The sequence below is a fragment of the Aeromonas sp. 1HA1 genome (assembly GCF_029237385.1).
Classification (GTDB): Bacteria; Pseudomonadota; Gammaproteobacteria; order Enterobacterales; family Aeromonadaceae; genus Aeromonas; species Aeromonas popoffii.
On sequence record NZ_JAACGC010000082.1, the window covers coordinates 1 to 15,711 of the forward strand.

16 protein-coding genes are annotated in these 15,711 nt (G+C 58.5%); 6 read left to right on the top strand and 10 right to left on the bottom strand.

What is annotated here, in order from left to right; all coding sequences use genetic code 11:
- Positions 1-395: 395 nt before the first annotated feature.
- The 5 genes from GWQ22_RS18615 to GWQ22_RS18635 all read right to left on the bottom strand — a co-directional run bounded on the left by GWQ22_RS18615 (position 396) and on the right by GWQ22_RS18635 (position 4,373).
- Entirely contained in the window at positions 396-974 is a 579-nt protein-coding gene (locus GWQ22_RS18615; RefSeq protein ID WP_212514489.1) for a GNAT family N-acetyltransferase, read from the bottom strand.
- Positions 975-1,598: 624 nt separating this feature from the next.
- Positions 1,599-2,198: an MliC family protein gene (locus GWQ22_RS18620; RefSeq protein ID WP_275931234.1), complete on the bottom strand. Its 600-nt coding sequence runs from the start codon at positions 2,196-2,198 to the stop codon at positions 1,599-1,601.
- Between the two features lie 219 nt (positions 2,199-2,417).
- Positions 2,418-3,341, bottom strand: coding sequence for an HAD family acid phosphatase (locus tag GWQ22_RS18625; RefSeq protein WP_275931235.1), 924 nt, complete (start codon positions 3,339-3,341; stop codon positions 2,418-2,420).
- Positions 3,342-3,414: 73 nt separating this feature from the next.
- Complete coding sequence (locus tag GWQ22_RS18630; RefSeq protein WP_042034205.1) at positions 3,415-3,807, bottom strand: ACT domain-containing protein; 393 nt, start codon at positions 3,805-3,807, stop codon at positions 3,415-3,417.
- Between the two features lie 203 nt (positions 3,808-4,010).
- A complete protein-coding gene (locus GWQ22_RS18635) occupies positions 4,011-4,373 on the bottom strand; it encodes a DUF2061 domain-containing protein (RefSeq protein WP_275931236.1) in 363 nt (120 codons plus the stop codon).
- A gap of 191 nt (positions 4,374-4,564) precedes the next feature.
- Here GWQ22_RS18635 and GWQ22_RS18640 point away from each other — a divergent pair, with 191 nt between their 5' ends.
- On the top strand, positions 4,565-4,771 hold the full coding sequence (locus tag GWQ22_RS18640; RefSeq protein WP_275931237.1) for a hypothetical protein: 207 nt from the start codon (positions 4,565-4,567) through the stop codon (positions 4,769-4,771).
- A gap of 104 nt (positions 4,772-4,875) precedes the next feature.
- Here GWQ22_RS18640 and rlmJ read toward each other — a convergent pair whose 3' ends face one another.
- From rlmJ to GWQ22_RS18655, 3 genes are read right to left on the bottom strand one after another with little or no spacing between them, the layout of a single operon-like run.
- Entirely contained in the window at positions 4,876-5,745 is an 870-nt protein-coding gene (gene rlmJ, locus GWQ22_RS18645) for a 23S rRNA (adenine(2030)-N(6))-methyltransferase RlmJ (RefSeq protein ID WP_275931238.1), read from the bottom strand.
- Positions 5,739-6,200, bottom strand: coding sequence for a DUF2390 domain-containing protein (locus GWQ22_RS18650; RefSeq protein WP_275931239.1), 462 nt, complete (start codon positions 6,198-6,200; stop codon positions 5,739-5,741). Before GWQ22_RS18650 ends, rlmJ begins: the two co-directional genes overlap by 7 nt.
- Positions 6,193-8,103, bottom strand: a complete 1,911-nt coding sequence (locus GWQ22_RS18655; protein WP_275931240.1) for an ABC transporter ATP-binding protein — start codon at positions 8,101-8,103, stop codon at positions 6,193-6,195. The genes GWQ22_RS18650 and GWQ22_RS18655 overlap by 8 nt, the downstream gene beginning before the upstream one ends.
- A gap of 153 nt (positions 8,104-8,256) precedes the next feature.
- On the opposite strand from GWQ22_RS18655, the gene GWQ22_RS18660 reads away from it, so the two are divergent.
- Positions 8,257-8,667 carry a CBS domain-containing protein gene (locus tag GWQ22_RS18660; RefSeq protein WP_042034197.1) on the top strand — a complete coding sequence of 137 codons (411 nt, stop codon included), beginning with the start codon at positions 8,257-8,259 and terminating at the stop codon, positions 8,665-8,667.
- A gap of 80 nt (positions 8,668-8,747) precedes the next feature.
- Here the strand turns inward: GWQ22_RS18660 and GWQ22_RS18665 are convergent, their stop codons facing one another.
- Together GWQ22_RS18665 and GWQ22_RS18670 are read right to left on the bottom strand one after the other, a co-directional pair.
- Positions 8,748-9,203 carry an NfeD family protein gene (locus GWQ22_RS18665; protein ID WP_212514544.1) on the bottom strand — a complete coding sequence of 152 codons (456 nt, stop codon included), beginning with the start codon at positions 9,201-9,203 and terminating at the stop codon, positions 8,748-8,750.
- The gene (locus tag GWQ22_RS18670) at positions 9,200-10,120 is read right to left on the bottom strand and encodes an SPFH domain-containing protein (RefSeq protein WP_212514545.1); all 921 of its coding nucleotides are present in this window, start codon (positions 10,118-10,120) and stop codon (positions 9,200-9,202) included. Before GWQ22_RS18670 ends, GWQ22_RS18665 begins: the two co-directional genes overlap by 4 nt.
- 197 nt (positions 10,121-10,317) lie before the next feature.
- Between GWQ22_RS18670 and cysG the strand changes: the two genes are divergently transcribed.
- The 4 genes from cysG (at position 10,318) to cysC (ending at position 15,013) form a co-directional block, all read left to right on the top strand.
- Complete coding sequence (cysG, locus tag GWQ22_RS18675; RefSeq protein ID WP_084204542.1) at positions 10,318-11,766, top strand: siroheme synthase CysG; 1,449 nt, start codon at positions 10,318-10,320, stop codon at positions 11,764-11,766.
- 95 nt (positions 11,767-11,861) lie between these two features.
- Positions 11,862-12,830 carry a sulfate adenylyltransferase subunit CysD gene (gene cysD / locus GWQ22_RS18680; RefSeq protein ID WP_275931241.1) on the top strand — a complete coding sequence of 323 codons (969 nt, stop codon included), beginning with the start codon at positions 11,862-11,864 and terminating at the stop codon, positions 12,828-12,830.
- 11 nt (positions 12,831-12,841) lie between these two features.
- Positions 12,842-14,263 carry a sulfate adenylyltransferase subunit CysN gene (cysN, locus tag GWQ22_RS18685; protein ID WP_275931242.1) on the top strand — a complete coding sequence of 474 codons (1,422 nt, stop codon included), beginning with the start codon at positions 12,842-12,844 and terminating at the stop codon, positions 14,261-14,263.
- 159 nt (positions 14,264-14,422) lie between these two features.
- On the top strand, positions 14,423-15,013 hold the full coding sequence (gene cysC, locus GWQ22_RS18690; protein WP_275931243.1) for an adenylyl-sulfate kinase: 591 nt from the start codon (positions 14,423-14,425) through the stop codon (positions 15,011-15,013).
- Positions 15,014-15,711 lie beyond the last annotated feature (698 nt).

The window sequence follows — 15,711 nt, forward strand, 5'->3', positions numbered from 1 at the left end:
GAACAGGGATTGCAGGCTGGAGCTCACTCTGGGAAGGCTGGCAAACACTGCAAAGTAAACTGGACGGCTTTATTGCCGCCAAAGAGATGATGGCTTCGGGGATCAAGATCTGATCAAGAGACAGGCAATGCGGAGGGAAAACAAGGGCTGGCACTACGGCTATGCGTCTCGAAACTGGTGCTGATCCCTGCGAGCGACAAGGCCATCATCCTGACAGGCAGGATATAGGCTACTGCCCTATTCACTTTACGGCTGCGGGTTTGTTGAAGCCCAATGGTTATCAATAAAGCCAACAAGCCATAGACCAAAACAGGTGTGTAAATAAATACTTGAGTGATCTTTTTATAAATCACACCATAGATATGTAATGCGGAAAATAATAGAGTGTATTAACGTCAACGACGGGTGTGCTCCACAATAACACTCTGTGAGGCGGGCGGTTTTGTACACAGTGTCATCGTGGTTTCAGATACTGACTCACCGTCAATACGGTAACAATCTGACATCTCACCAACGACGTTGAATCCACACTTTAAATATAAATTCTTAGCTGGCAGGTTGTTTGTAAGCACATTTAAATCAAGCCACTCAATTTCTTCTGATTCACGACAAAACGTGATAGCCGTTTCTATTAGCTTTACACCCAAACCCTGCTTTCTTACGCGACAGTCAACCCCCATGCCCAACATAACACGGTGAAATCTGTACTCTTCGTTGTAATGACGTAAATCTATATGTCCAAAAATATTATCACTCGTGTCTTTGATCAACCAAAGCTTTCGCCAGCCAGCTTGACCTACGCCAGATCCAAAGCCAGCACGAAATTTTGCTTGGAGTGACTCCGTAACCAGGCAGTGTTTTTTAGCCATGGGTTGAAAGAGTGGCGAGTCGTCAGCCGCATTATCTAAAAGCTGGACACTCAAATATGTAAAAAATGGTTCCAAATCTGACAGTGTTGCTTCTGTTATTTTCACGAATAATCCTAATTACGCAAAGCTAAGCGGCAGGCAGCAGTCAATCCACCCTGTTTGAGGCTTTTTCTTGATCGTTTTGTTGGTTACCTGCTCTTTTTGCTCAATGAGGTTTTTTTGATTGCTTTGGCACTCTCTGCATCTAAAGCAAACATGTTACTCATAAACACCATATCCAATCGTTTGACTGACCAGTTGCCGGTTTATAAATCCCCCCTTTATCTGCCAGCCATATCGACCTGCTGCATGGTGCGGGTTGGGGTTGTCGCGCTGGTAAACAGCATGGCTACCGCCCCTGAATTTCAGCCTCCAGTCTGCTGCGTTTAACCAACGGGATGGGGTTGGCAGGGCTCATGGGGTGACTCCGACGAGGCGTGTGTTGCCAATCGGGTATGTTAAAGGGCGTGGCGCAGAGGGGAAGGGGGAAATGGAAGATTTCTGGGCAGGATCAACAAATTAATGAACAAGGCGGTGTGATCGATAGAGGGTGGTGAGCTGCGGGAAGCGTTTTTCAAAAGGTAGCGATAACGAGTGTGTGACCACGGATGGCGGAAGTCACCCTCTGGCATAGCGGGGGCGCCATTGTGGTCGGCAAGGGGCAGCGTGCAGGCGGCCCCCGTGCAGCGGTCAGTTGCTCTTGGTCGGGATCTCAGTGCAGCTAAGTGTCGGCTGGCCATAACGCGCCAGGCTGGCCTCGTCCCCCTTGGTAAAAAGGGTGAGGTTTTGCCCTTCATAGCGGGCGCCGCTGGCGCTGGGGGCGTCATAGGCGAGCACCTGTTGCTGGCTATCGCCCTCGCTCAGATTGATCACCGCGGCGGGCAGCTTGGCATCGTGATAGAAGTAGGTGGAGAGGGTGACGTTTTTGCCGCATTGGTAGTTGACCGGGGTCGGCACCATCAGTTGGCCGCCGCTAATCTGCAGCTCGGTGATCCGCAGCTGGTAGCTATCTTCCACACACTGGCGCAGATCCTTGGCTTTCCAGCAGTCGTTGCGACCCTTGATCCAGCCGCGCTGCATGGCCTTCTCCGTTTTGAGCTGTTCGGGGGAGAGGTTGGCAATTGCCTTGGGGTAGAGGGCCGCCAGTTCGTTATCAAGGGCCGCCAGTCCGGCATCCTTGCAGATCAGGGTTTCGGCCGCGCCGGCTGCCTTGGCGCAATCAAAGGAGGGGGTGGCAGCGCAGGCCAGCAGAGGGGCAAACAGCAGGGGGCCAAGCAGCAGCTTGTTCATCGGGAAGACTCCAGCAAACAGGGTTGGATACCCCGTTACTAGAGCACACTCTACAGCACAATGCAGCAGGGCCGCCGAGCGCGATTTGCGCCGGGCGGCCCCGATTGGCAGAGCCTGCTCTCTTGGTGCGAGAGTAGGGGTTATCTGCGCAGCGACCCCATCTTGTTGGCACCCATCAGCGATTCAGGGGCGGATGGTGCAAAGGGAGGTGACGCAGGATTAGCGACCATCCCAGGCGTTGCGGGTTGCAGCCTCTTTGAAGCGCGCGCGGTTGCTATCGTTGGGCTGAGGTTCGCTATCGCCGAAGATGGCGCGCAGCCAGTGGCCGTCTGTCGGATTGGGAAACAGTATGTAGCGAGTGCCGTACAACTCTTTGTCTGCTTCCATCTGCGTCAAGCGCTCTTCCACATCCTGGCTGTAGTATTTGCGGCGAAAGTCATTGAGGTTATCACCCAGGTAGAGCACAACGTTGAAGGCTTGCGCGATTTCATCCTGGCGAGTCTCTTTATTGGATGAGTCGCGCAGCAGGGTGACATGCTGGTCATCCGCAAAGGGCAGGCCGGCTAGTCGCACCTGGTTGACCCCTATTTCTTGCGTTTTATCTCCTTGATCCCGAGAGCTGACATAAAACACTTCCACCCCTTTGCTCGCTGCGAATTTAAAAAACGCCAATGCGCCGGGTGCCACTACCATCTGATTTTTGGGGAGCCAGGCATCCCAAACCGGATCATCAAAGAAGTCTTTATTGTTGTTGATCAGGTAGCCCCAATAAGGCAGCGGCAGAAAAATGGTGTCATCCAGATCAGTGATCACTGCAAGGGGCTTGTCACCCGGTTTGTGTGCCTCGAGGGCTTTTTCCAGCTGCATCCGGGCCAGATTATACCCCTGATGGTAGAGGGCTTGATATTCGGCTGCCGTTTGTTTCCAGGCCACTGCCGCGATCAATAGATTGTTGGTGCCATTGCCTGTCGGGGCGTCGTTGTTGGTCGCGGGAAGAGGCTGTGCCTGTGCCCCCGCCATGGCGCCCAGCAGCGCGACAGTTGTCAGGGTTTTGGTAAATAAAGGCATGAGAACATACTCCATGTTGTTCAGTCGATCAGGTAAGCGATAGGAGACCACCGCCCAATGGTGTTTGAAAGTCACCAGAGTGCCATAGGTGCTACGTCATCCCCAAGCCCATATTGTCAGGGCTGCCAGGCAGGGGGGGGATGATCTATTAGGTGGCGAGTCTGTTTAATACGGCAACCGCCTTGGCTCCGTGCTGATGCGCCACGAAAATATGGTCATGATAATAACCGGCCATCACGTTGCAGCTGATTTGATGTCGTGCCAGGGCGCTGGCAAAGGCTGCCGTCAACCCCACAGCGGCTAAATCGGAGTGAACCGTGAGAGTAATCCAGGCGGCCACATAGGCAAATTCAAGACCCTGTTGCTCTGCCAATGCTTTGGGCAACACCAGAGTATGTCCCTCCTGCTCTTTGATCGTGGCGACAGCACTGGCCAGCAAGGTCTGGCTTGGCGTGGCAAGGGTACAGAAGACATATTCTCCCGGATTGAGAACGGGACTGGCTCCTTTTAACAAGGTGGCAAGGTCGGTTTCACCTTTCATGTTTGCTCCTGCTGACGGTGACGGCAGGCTAGTCTGCCACACCCGTTGGCGGAAAAAGTAACCACTTGTGCTAATGGGCTATGGGTTTTCTTGATAAACGTTGCGGTTTCGCCGCCAGTGCGCGGGATGTGAAGCGGGGGCTGTTTCTTGCTCAGTGGGCGAGTGTCGCCAGCCCGGTTGTGAGGCTGGCGGCAGCAAGTGGATCAGGCCAGCGCCAGTGGCTGGCGGCTACGCCACAGCCGCTCGTGAAAGAAGAAGATGACTGTGTTGATGGCAGGCTCGATCGTCGCCATCACGCCGCCGGTGAGCAGCTCGCCGCTCAGCAGGAAGGCAACCCCGAAGGCAACACTGAAGTGGACCAGTGCGAAGCTGCTGGTCTTGGCTTGCAGGCTGTGATCGGGTTTGAACTTGTGCCAGCCGAGGTCATGAAAGTAGAAGGCGACAGTGTTGACGGCGGGCTCGATCAGCGCGATCAGGCTGGCGGTAAGCAGCTCACCGGTCAGCAGGTAAGCCAGGGTAAAGGCCACGATGAAGTGCAGGGCGGCAAAGCTGATGGTCTTTTTCATGATGGCGGCTCCCTCTGGTGATGACAGTAGTATCCGCCACAATGACATTAAATGAAAATTATTCTCATCTATTGCCGATATAGAGAGAACCTATCAAGGGGCGAGCTGGCGGTGCGGTTCAGCGGTTGCCAATCGCAGCCAAGGCGATAAAGTACAGGTTCTTCACACTTGCCCATGAAAAAGGATCTTTCATGAATATCAATGCCACCCTGCTTGGCCAGTTCCTCGCCTTGTTGATGATCATTGTCGGCCTCATCGCCTGGCGACTGGCGCGCCGCAAGAGCGAGCATCCGGCGCTGGTCACCCTTATCTGCTCCCTGCTCTGTCTGTTTCCGCCCTTTGGTCTGCTGGCCCTGTTGCTGGTTGCGCTGAAACAGGATCTACCCGCCCGCTCATAGGGCGCGCAGGTTCAGGCTGCCGCACACACTGGCCGCACCAATAGAAAAAGCCCCGTGATGGGGCTTTTGCGTTTGAACTCGGTGAGCGCCGCGCGGGCACGGGATTAATCCTCGGCCTTATTGAGCCACTCCACCTTGTACTGGGCACCGGCACCTTGTGCCAGCTTGGCGCACAAGGGTTTCAAGAAGGCTTCAATCTGCTCGGCCAGCATCCAGGGGGGGCTGATGATCAGCATGCCTGAGCCGTTCATGCCCCAGTCGGCAGTCTGAGCGGCCACTTCCAGCTCGGCCACCAGCACGTTGCCGAAGTTCTCCCGTTTGATCGCCTTGAGCATGTCGCGGGATTTGTCCGCCTCCTGACCCAGGATGGGATACCAGAGGGCATAGATGCCGGTGGCCCAGCGTTTCTGTGCCTTTTTCAGGGTATCGACCACGGCGAAGTAATCTTCTTTGAGCTCGTAGGGCGGATCGATCAGCACCAGCCCGCGGCGCGGAGTCGGTGGCAACAGAGCCACCAGCCCCTCGAAGCCATCGCGGTGGTGCACGGCGACGCGGGGGTCGTAACCCATGTTGGCGCGCAGGTCTTCCACCTCGTTGTTGTGCAGCTCCATCAGCGCCAGCTTGTCCTGCTCGCGGGCGAGGCGGCGGGAGAGCTCCGGCGAGCCGGGGTAGTAGTGCAGCTCACCGCTGTTTCCTTCTTGAGCGGGGTTCATCTCCTCGATGACGCCCAGATAGGGGGCCATGGCAGACCACTGGGCCCGCTCATCCCACAGGCGGCCGATGCCGTCGGCATACTCGGCCTTCTTCTGGGACCAGTCGCCGCGCAGGTCGTAGAGACCGCCACCGGCATGGGTGTCCAGCACGATGAAGGGCTTCTCCTTCTTCTTGAGGGACTCGATGATCAGGGCCTGAACGGTGTGTTTCAGCACGTCGGCGTGGTTGCCGGCGTGAAAGGCGTGGCGATAACTCAGCATATTAGGTCTCTGAGGGGGCCCTGCTGGGCACCCAGTAACGATAGATAGTTCAACAAATTGTGGCTCTTGCCCCGCAACAGGGTGAGGCTGCGCAAGGTCTGCAGCAGCACCCCCTGCTGCAGCCGTTCCAGCTCCAGCTCGTGGGCCAGCATGGCCTGATACTCTTCCTCATCCAGCCGCGACTTGGCGCTCTGGCGCAGGGCGCGCCACGGGGTCAGCACCGCTTCGGTCTGCACCAGCGCAGGTTGCAGATCGGTGAGATCGACCACGATGCCGAGTTGATCGAGCCGGTGCAACAACAGCGCCAGATTGACGTTGCCGCCCTGTGCCTGCACGGTTAGCCAGTCCTGGTTGCGCTCGCCATAGACCTTGCCGCTCCAGTGCCAGAAGCCCAGCGGCGTCGGCAGTTCGTGCACGGCGACCTGCTCGGTCGTCATCAGCTGTTCGTCACGCAAAGAAGGCCTGCTCCATGGTTTCCAGCTCCTCTGAGAGGCTCATCCACTCCAGCTCCACCCCTTCCAGCTCCTCCTTGATGGGGCCCTGGGACTTGAGCAGTTCGGAGAGCTTGTTCTTGGCGCTCTCTTCGTAGATGGCGGGATCAGCCAGTTGCTCTTCCACCGCGGCCAGCCGGGTCTGCAGTTTTTCCATGCTGGCTTCGAGCTTCTCCAGCTTCTGGCGCAGGGGGCGGGTCGCTTGCCGGAACTCAGCCTCGCGCCGCTTCTGATCCTTGCGCGCCAGCGCCGAGTTGGCGGAGATGACGCCATCGCTTGGCTTGGCGTTGGCCTCTTTTTCCTGCTCGCCGAGCCACTTGTGGTAGTCATCCAGATCGCCATCGAAGGCTTCGACCCGGCCGCCGTGCACCAGATAGAAATCATCTGTGGTGGTACGCAGCAGGTGACGGTCGTGCGACACCACCACCATGGCCCCTTCGAAGCCTTGCAGCGCCATGGTCAGTGCGTGGCGCATCTCCAGATCCAGGTGGTTGGTCGGTTCATCCAGCAGCAAGAGGTTGGGCTTTTGCCAGGTGACGAGGGCCAGCACCAGTCGCGCCTTCTCGCCGCCGGAGAAGGGGGCCACCTTGTCGAGCGCCTTGTCACCGTGGAAGCCGAAGCTGCCCAGGTAGTTGCGCAGCTCCTGCTCGGATTTGTCGGGCGCGAGGCGGGCCAGGTGATCGAGGGGCGTGTCGTCGAGGCGCAGGGTCTCCAGCTGATGCTGGGCGAAGTAGCCTATGCTGACCCCGGCGCTCACCTCCAGCTTGCCTGACAGGGGCGGATTGGTGCCCGACAGCATCTTGATGAAGGTGGACTTGCCGGCGCCGTTGCGACCGAGCAGGCCGATGCGCGAACCCGGTACCAGGTTGAGTTTGATCTTCTCCAGGATCACCTTGTCGCCGTAACCGGCGCACAGATTCTCCATGGCGATGAGCGGGGTCGGCAGGGCTGACGGCTCGCGAAACTCGAAGCTGAACTCGGAGTCGGCGTGGGCAGGCAGCAGCTTCTCCATCCGCTCCATTGCTTTCAGGCGACTCTGGGCCTGACGGGCCTTGGAGGCCTTGTAACGGAAGCGGTCCACATAGGCCTGCATGTGGGACACCTCCCGCTGCTGCTTCTCGTACATGGACTGCTGCTGGGCCAGCTGTTCGGCGCGCTGCAGTTCGAAGTCGGAGTAGCCGCCGGTGTATTCGTTCAGCTTGCCGTTCTCGATGTGGATGATGCGGCTGATGACCGAATCGAGGAAGTCGCGGTCGTGAGAGATAAGGACGAGCGTGCCCTGATAGCCCTTGAGCCACTTCTCCAGCCAGATCACTGCATCGAGATCCAGGTGGTTGGTCGGTTCATCGAGCAGCAGCAGATCGGAGCGGCAGAGTAGCGCCTGGGCGAGGTTCAGGCGCATGCGCCAGCCACCGGAGAAGCTGCGCACCGGCGAGCCCAGTTGCTCGTCGCTGAAACCCAGACCGTGCAGCAGCTCGGCGGCGCGGGCCCGAATGCTGTAGGCGCCTATGGTGTCGAGTTTGCCGTGCAGCTCGGCCACCAGCAGGCCGTTGTCATCCAACTCGGCCTGGGCCAGCTGGGCCTCCAGCGAGCGGAACTCCTTGTCGCCGTCGATCACGTACTCGAGCGCCGAGCAGTCAAGGGCCGGCGTCTCCTGGGCGACGCCAGCGATCTGCCAGCCGGCAGGCAGGCTGAAGCTGCCGCTGTCGATGGCCAGCTCGCCCCGTACCAGTGCAAAAAAGGTGGACTTGCCACAGCCGTTTTTACCCACCAGGCCCACCTTGTGGCCGGGGTGAATGGTGGCGGAGGCGTTGTCCAGCAGCTTGCGGCCGCCGCGGATCAGTTCGATTTGACTGGCAACTATCATGGATGGGGTCTGCTTGCTCAAATGGAGGAGAAAAACTGGCGCGGATCTTACGTGAAATGGCGCAGATTTGCACTTGAGGTGGGGGGCTCCCACTGGCTGGGGGGACAAAAACATGCCATAACAGAGAAATCAGTCAGGGTTGGGGAGGTTAGCATGCTTATCAGAGACATAATGACGACCCGGGTCGCTACCGTTTCCATGGATGACAGACTCACTGTCATCAAGGATATCTTCGAGCAGGCCCACTTCCGCCACCTGCTGGTGCTGGAAGAGGAGGAGCTGGTGGGGGTCATCTCGGACCGGGATCTGTTCCGTGCCATCAGCCCCTATCTCGACTCCGAAGCCGAGATGAGCCGTGACACTGAAACCCTCACCAAGCGGGCCCATCAGATCATGAGCCGCCACCCCGTCACCATAGCCCCCCATCTGCCGGTGCGCGACGGCGTGAAAATCATGCTGGAGAAGAATGTCTCCTGCCTGCCAGTGCTGGAAAATGGCGCCCTGGTCGGCATCATCAGCTGGAAGGATCTGCTGCGCACCGCCCTCGACGCTGACGCTTTCTAGTCTTTGGCCTGTGCCACCCCATGAGAAAGGGCTCCGCGGAGCCCTTTGTTGTGTCATCAAGTGGTGATGGTTGGCCCGAGTCAGGGCAATTGTTCCACCAACAGGATGTGGGAATCCGCCCCCACCACCTTGACCCGACTGCCCGCGGTGAGCGGCACCTCGCTGCGCACCGTCCAGACTGTGTCATCCAGACGCACCCGGCTTGTTCCCTGCACCACATCATCTAGCAGGGTCAACTCACGGCCCAGATAGCTCTGCATCCGCTCATTGATGGGGCTGGCGGCATCCTGACCCGAGCTGTCCAGCCGGTGCTGCCAGCGCCACCAGACCCAGGTGGTGAGCAGGGATTGCACCGCAAACAGCATCAGCTGCGCTTGCCAGCCGAAGGGCCAGAGCAGCAGGATCAAGCCGACTTCCACCGCGGCTATGCCGGTCCAGAGCAGGAAACCCACCGAGCTCAGCACTTCGATGGCCAGCAGCACGAAACCGAGCCCCAGCCAGTGCCAGTGGGTCAGCTCCGCGAGCAGGGCTGTCATGACTTGCTACTCTTGCCGTCCCTGAACAGCTCGGCCATGCCAGCTACCGAGCCAATCAGGCTGCCTGCTTCGAGCGGCATCATGATGATCTTGCTGTTGGGGCCTTCACCGATGCGGGCCAGCGCTTCCGTGTATTTCTGGGCAACGAAGTAGTTGATGGCCTGCATATCCCCCTCGGCGATGGCCTGGGAAACCATGTGAGTTGCCTTGGCTTCCGCCTCGGCGGCCCGCTCCCGCGCTTCGGCGGCGAGGAAGGCGGCCTGACGCTCACCCTCAGCCTTGAGGATCTGGGACTGCTTCTCGCCTTCGGCCTTGAGGATCTTGGACTGACGCACCCCTTCGGCTTCCAGCACCTCGGCCCGTTTCTGGCGCTCGGCCTTCATCTGGGCGTTCATGGCTTCTACCAGTGACAGCGGCGGACGCACATCCCTGATCTCGATCCGGGTCACCTTGATGCCCCAGGGGGCGGTGGCCGCATCCATGGTGCGCAGCAGTTTCTCGTTGATGGTGTCACGCTGGGAGAGCATCTCGTCCAGCTCCATGGCGCCGAGCACGGTCCGCATGTTGGTCATGGAAAGATTGCGGATGGCGCTGGTGAGATCGTTGACCTCATAGGCCGCTTTGCGGGCATCCACCACCTGTATGAAGCTGATGGCGTCTATGGTGACGTTGGCGTTGTCGCGGGAGATTACCTCCTGCGCCGGTATGTCCAGCACCTGTTCCATCATAATGATTCTGTGGCCGATCCTGTCCACATAGGGGATCAGCAGGTTGAGACCGGGGGAAAGGGTACGGGTGTAGCGACCGAAGCGCTCCACTGTCCAGTTGTAGCCCTGCGGTATTATCTTGATCCCGGCACTCAGGGTGATGATCACCAGGAACACGAAGATCCCCGTCACAATCAATGACTCGTTCATTATTAAGCTCCTTATGAAACACATTCACTAGCCTATGGCCTAGCGTCGAGCACCACAAGGATGTTCGTTCGCCTTCGTCATCATACTGCTTTGCTAATTACTAAAACGCATTAAAAAGCATTTTTTATTATTTTGAGGGATAAGCAGCCCTGCCTATAGTCGCCCTATATTAGTCGTGTTCCAAGGGATGGGCCGAAATGGATTATTTACCTATGTTTGCCAGGTTGGAAGGCCGCCCTGTGTTGCTGGTAGGCGGGGGCGAGGTCGCCCTGCGCAAAGCACGTCTGCTGCTGGCCGCAGGCGCAAGGCTGACCCTGGTCTCCCCCGAGATTGACCCCGAATTCACCGCCTTTACCGGTCGCTTCACTCATCTGGTCGAGCGTTTTACGCCGGCCCATCTGACCGGCCAGATCCTGGTGGTGGCCGCCACCGACGATCTCGAGGTCAACGCCCTCGTTTATCAGAGCGCCAATCAGCGCGGTCTGTTCGTCAATGTGGTGGATGATCCCAAGCGTTCCAGCTTCATCTTTCCCTCCATCATCGACCGATCTCCCCTGATGGTCGCCATCTCCAGCGGTGGCAAGGCCCCCGTACTGGTGCGCCTGCTGCGCGAGCGGCTAGAGAGCCTGCTGCCCCGCCATCTGGGGGGGCTCACCGAACTCTCCGGCCGGGTGCGCGACAAGGCCAAGCGGGTGCTCTCATCCATTTCCGATCGTCGCCGTTTCTGGGAGCGGGCGTTTGCCTCCAATACCCTGGCTGGCCTCATCGAAAAGCAGGATTGGCAGAGTGCCGAGCGCTGGCTGAACGACGGTCTGGATCAGGCCAAGAGCGAGGTGGGTGAGGTGGTGCTGGTCGGTGCGGGGCCCGGCGATCCTGGCTTGCTGACCCTCAAGGCGCTGCAACAAATTCAGCAGGCGGAAGTGGTGCTCTATGACCAGCTGGTCTCTCCGGAGATCCTCGATCTGGTGCGCCGCGATGCCACCCTGGTGTCGGTCGGCAAGAAGGCCGGTGCCCACAGTGTGCCGCAGGAGGAGACCAATCGCCTGCTGGTGGAGCATGCCCGCGCGGGTAATCGGGTGGTGCGGCTCAAGGGAGGCGATCCCTTTATGTTTGGCCGGGGCGGCGAGGAGCTGGAAGTGCTGGCGGCAGAGGGGATCCCCTTCTCTGTTGTGCCCGGCATCACGGCCGCCGCTGGCGCCACCGCCTATGCCGGTATCCCGCTGACCCACCGCGACCACGCCCAGAGCGCCGTCTTCATCACGGGCCATTGCCAGAGCGATGGCAAGGAGCCCGACTGGCAGCAGCTCGCCACCACCAACCAGACCCTGGTCGTCTACATGGGGCTGATGCGATCCGAGCACATTCAGCAGCAGCTGGTGAGCCACGGCCGCCGCAGCACGACCCCCATCGCCATCATAGAGCGGGGCACCACGGCCCGTCAGCGTGTGCTGACCGGCACCCTGGCTGAGTTGGCTGTGCTGGCCCAGCAGGCCGTGAGCCCGTCGCTCATCGTCATCGGCGAGGTAGTGGCACTGCGCGAGCGGCTCGCCTGGTTTGGAGAAAAAAGCGGGGAAAAGAGTGGCGAGCAGCAGCGTGATAACCCGGATCTCGATGGCTGCGACCTCAAGCTGGTGCAGCTGGCCTGAGAGCAAAGACCTATTTGATGCGGCTGCCAGCGCGGCCGCGCACTGAACCACCCAGCGCCCTGACCATGCGCGTTAGCAATGACCCGAGGACCAACATGGACCGTGAAAGAGTGACTCACTTGCAGCAACCTGATGTGGAGAAGACCCCAGCAGGTATCTCCCGTGAACGATTGACTCACCTTCAGCAGCTGGAAGCCGAGAGCATCCATATCATCCGCGAGGTGGCTGCCGAATTTGAAAACCCGGTGATGATGTACTCCATCGGCAAGGACTCCTCCGTCATGCTGCATTTGGCCCGCAAGGCCTTCTATCCGGGCAAGATCCCCTTCCCCTTGCTGCACGTCGACACCGACTGGAAGTTCAAGGAGATGATCAGGTTTCGCGACGAGACAGCCAAAAAGTACGGGCTGGATCTCATCGTCCACAAGAACCCGGACGGCCTCGCCATGGGCATCAACCCCTTCGTGCACGGCAGCGGCAAGCACACCGACATCATGAAGACCGAAGGGCTCAAGCAGGCGCTCAACCAGCACGGCTTCGATGCCGCCTTTGGCGGTGCCCGTCGCGACGAGGAGAAGTCCCGCGCCAAGGAGCGGGTCTACTCCTTCCGTGACAAGTCCCACCGTTGGGATCCGAAGAACCAGAGGCCCGAGCTGTGGCGTGTCTACAACAGCCAGGTCAACAAGGGGGAGAGCATCCGGGTGTTCCCGCTCTCCAACTGGACCGAGCTGGATATCTGGCAATACATCTATCTCGAGAACATCGACATAGTGCCGCTCTACTTCGCCGCTCACCGTCCGGTTGTTGAGCGCAGCGGCATCAAGATCATGGTGGATGACGAGCGCATGCCCATCGGCCCTGAAGATGAAGTGAAGCAGGAGCTGGTGCGCTTCCGTACCCTCGGCTGCTACCCGCTGACCGGGGCCATCGAATCCGATGCCACCACGCTGCCGGAGATCATCGAAGAGATGCTGCTCACCACCTCGAGCGAGCGGCAAGGGCGGCTGATTGACCACGATCAGGCAGGCTCCATGGAGCAGAAGAAGCGTCAGGGATATTTCTAAGGAATCGCAACATGAACAACCATATTCAGACCGCCATCAGCGAACAGGGCATTGAAGCCTACCTGCACGCCCAGCAGCACAAGAGTCTGCTGCGTTTTCTCACCTGCGGCAGCGTGGATGACGGCAAGAGCACCCTCATAGGCCGGTTGTTGCACGACTCCCAGCAGATCTATGAAGATCAGCTCAAAGCGCTGGAGTCCGACAGCCAGAAGCTCGGCACCACCGGCGAAAAACTCGATCTGGCGCTGCTGGTGGATGGCCTGCAGGCGGAGCGCGAGCAGGGCATCACCATAGACGTGGCCTACCGCTATTTTTCCACCGCCAAGCGCAAGTTCATCATCTCGGATACCCCGGGCCACGAGCAGTACACCCGCAACATGGCCACCGGCGCTTCCACCTGCGATCTGGCCATCATCCTGATCGATGCCCGCAAAGGGGTGCTGGATCAGACCCGTCGCCACAGCTTTATCGCGAGCCTCTTGGGTATCAAGCAGTTCGTGGTGGCGGTCAACAAGATGGATCTGGTGGAGTTCAGCCAGGAGGTGTTCGATCGCATCAGTGCCGATTATCGCGAGTTCGCCAAGAAGCTCAGCGTCGACACCATCCAGATCGTGCCGGTCTCGGCGCTGGACGGTGACAACGTGGTCAACCCGAGCGACAAGCTGGCCTGGTATCAGGGCGAAACCCTGCTGGCACTGCTGGAATCTGCGGAAGTGGAACGGGTGCTGGAGCGCCATCCGGTGCGCCTGCCGGTGCAGTATGTGAACCGCCCCAACCTCGATTTTCGCGGTTTCGCGGGGACGCTCGCGGCCGGTATTTTGCGGGTCGGCGACAAGCTGGCGGTGTTGCCGTCCGGCAAAGAGAGCACAGTGACCCGCATCGTCACCTTCGACGGGGATCTGGAGTACGCCCTGCCGGGTCAGGCCATCACTGTCACCTTTGCCGACGAGATCGACATCAGTCGCGGCGATCTGCTGGTGGATGCCGCCAGAAAACCGCTGGTGACCCAGAACGTGCTGGCCCACATCGTCTGGATGGGGGAGGAGTCCCTGCAATCGGGCCGGGTCTATGACATCAAGCTGGCCACCAAAAAGACCCGCGGTCAGGTGGAGGCCATCCGCCATCGCATCGAGATCAACAAGCTGGACGAGCTGCCCGCAAGCGAGCTCAAGCTCAACGAGATTGGCCTGTGCGAAGTGAGCCTGACCGATCCGGTGGCGTTTGACCCGTATACGGATATCCGCGACACCGGCAGCTTTATCCTGATCGACCGGCTGAGCAACGTCACCGTCGGGGCGGGCATGATAGTGGAAGGCTTGGCCGCGAAAGTAGTGGCAGGGCAATACAGCGAGTTCGAAATCGAGCTCAACGCCCTGGTACGCAAGCACTTCCCCCACTGGCAGGCGCTGGCTATCGGCAGCGACGAGGCGTAGGTCGTCATTCCCTTCCCCCGCGAGCGCGGAGGAATTCCCCTTATCCCCAGCCCTGCTCCCGCCAAATAAAAGAGAGGGAGACGGGGCTTGATAGGCCCTCTCCTGTGGGGTGAGGGCCAGGGCCAGGGTGAGGGATTGAGCGGTAGAGAAGGAGTCTGGATGAATAACGTTGTGTGGCACCAGCATGCGGTGAACAAGGCAAGCCGGGCCGGGCTCAAAGGGCAGAAGCCGCTGGTGATCTGGTTTACCGGGTTGTCGGGGGCAGGTAAATCGACCCTGGCGGGGGCGCTGGAACAGGCGCTGGCGGCCGAGGGCAAACACACCTATCTGCTGGATGGCGACAATGTGCGCCACGGCCTGTGCGGCGATCTCGGTTTCGATGATGCCGCCCGGCAGGAGAATATCCGCCGGGTCGGCGAGGTGGCAAAACTGATGGTGGATGCGGGCTTGATTGTGCTCACCGCCTTTATCTCGCCATTTCGCGCCGAGCGGGATCTGGTGCGCAATCTCTTGGGCGCTGACGAGTTTGTCGAGGTGTTTGTGGATGCACCGCTCGCCATCTGTGAAGAGCGCGACCCCAAGGGGCTCTATAAAAAGGCGCGGGCCGGGGAGATCCGTAACTTCACCGGTATCGACTCCGCCTACGAGCCCCCCGAGCAGCCGGAAATCCATCTGCTTAACGCCGGTAAGCCGGTAGAGGTGCTGGTGGAGGAGTTGCTGACTGCGCTAAGGCAGGGGAATTACCTGTAATTGTTGAGTGGCGCCGTCTTAGGAGCTGAATTGTTATCTCGGCGCGGTTATTCGCGATTGTCCGAATACGCTGCGCTATTCGAACCTACGGGCTAAATGAGCTTGAACTGAAGATGACTCTTCGGTCACGCTAATAACTTGATTTTCTGTCATTTATTTTTAATATCTCCCAAACTAAAAGCTAAAGAAAAGCACATGACGCCCGCAGCATGCGCGGCTTTGTAATGAAGGCGAAGCCGCAAAGACAAAGCCGTCGCCGTGACTGCGTTTGTTATATTCTTTAGCCATGGATAGACTCTTTAGTGGGCCCGATTACCCACCTTTCAGCATTGTTTATTATTAAGTCATTTATTGCCATCGCCTGACTCGAATTAATGTATGTATGTTTAATATCCGACTTAACTGACGATAGAGCCAGACATAACTGCCGAGACAGAGGAATAATAATTATGTATCCATCCCCACCGCTGAATAATTGTTCTATTAAAATTGGTTCGTCTTTTATAATAAATGGTTGATCACAAAGGAGCATATCAGCTTCGAATGAGTAAAGAAATAGCCAGCCCATGAAATCCTGTCTCTTGATCAGATCTTGATCCCCGAAGCCATCATCTCTTTGGCGGCAATAAAGCCGTCCAGTTTACTTTGCAGTGTTTGCCAGCCTTCCCAGAGTGAGCTCCAGCCTGCAATCCCTGTTC

Bases quoted from the DNA above. Each gene is read 5' to 3' on its own strand.
- GWQ22_RS18640 (WP_275931237.1), top strand. From the start codon at position 4,565: ATGAATATCAATGCCACCCTGCTTGGCCAGTTCCTCGCCTTGTTGATG.
- cysN (WP_275931242.1), top strand. From the start codon at position 12,842: ATGAACAACCATATTCAGACCGCCATCAGCGAACAGGGCATTGAAGCC.
- GWQ22_RS18660 (WP_042034197.1), top strand. From the start codon at position 8,257: ATGCTTATCAGAGACATAATGACGACCCGGGTCGCTACCGTTTCCATG.
- cysG (WP_084204542.1), top strand. From the start codon at position 10,318: ATGGATTATTTACCTATGTTTGCCAGGTTGGAAGGCCGCCCTGTGTTG.
- rlmJ (WP_275931238.1), bottom strand. From the start codon at position 5,745: ATGCTGAGTTATCGCCACGCCTTTCACGCCGGCAACCACGCCGACGTG.
- GWQ22_RS18630 (WP_042034205.1), bottom strand. From the start codon at position 3,807: ATGAAAGGTGAAACCGACCTTGCCACCTTGTTAAAAGGAGCCAGTCCC.
- GWQ22_RS18635 (WP_275931236.1), bottom strand. From the start codon at position 4,373: ATGAAAAAGACCATCAGCTTTGCCGCCCTGCACTTCATCGTGGCCTTT.
- GWQ22_RS18655 (WP_275931240.1), bottom strand. From the start codon at position 8,103: ATGATAGTTGCCAGTCAAATCGAACTGATCCGCGGCGGCCGCAAGCTG.
- GWQ22_RS18620 (WP_275931234.1), bottom strand. From the start codon at position 2,198: ATGAACAAGCTGCTGCTTGGCCCCCTGCTGTTTGCCCCTCTGCTGGCC.
- cysC (WP_275931243.1), top strand. From the start codon at position 14,423: ATGAATAACGTTGTGTGGCACCAGCATGCGGTGAACAAGGCAAGCCGG.
- GWQ22_RS18665 (WP_212514544.1), bottom strand. From the start codon at position 9,203: ATGACAGCCCTGCTCGCGGAGCTGACCCACTGGCACTGGCTGGGGCTC.
- GWQ22_RS18670 (WP_212514545.1), bottom strand. From the start codon at position 10,120: ATGAACGAGTCATTGATTGTGACGGGGATCTTCGTGTTCCTGGTGATC.
- cysD (WP_275931241.1), top strand. From the start codon at position 11,862: ATGGACCGTGAAAGAGTGACTCACTTGCAGCAACCTGATGTGGAGAAG.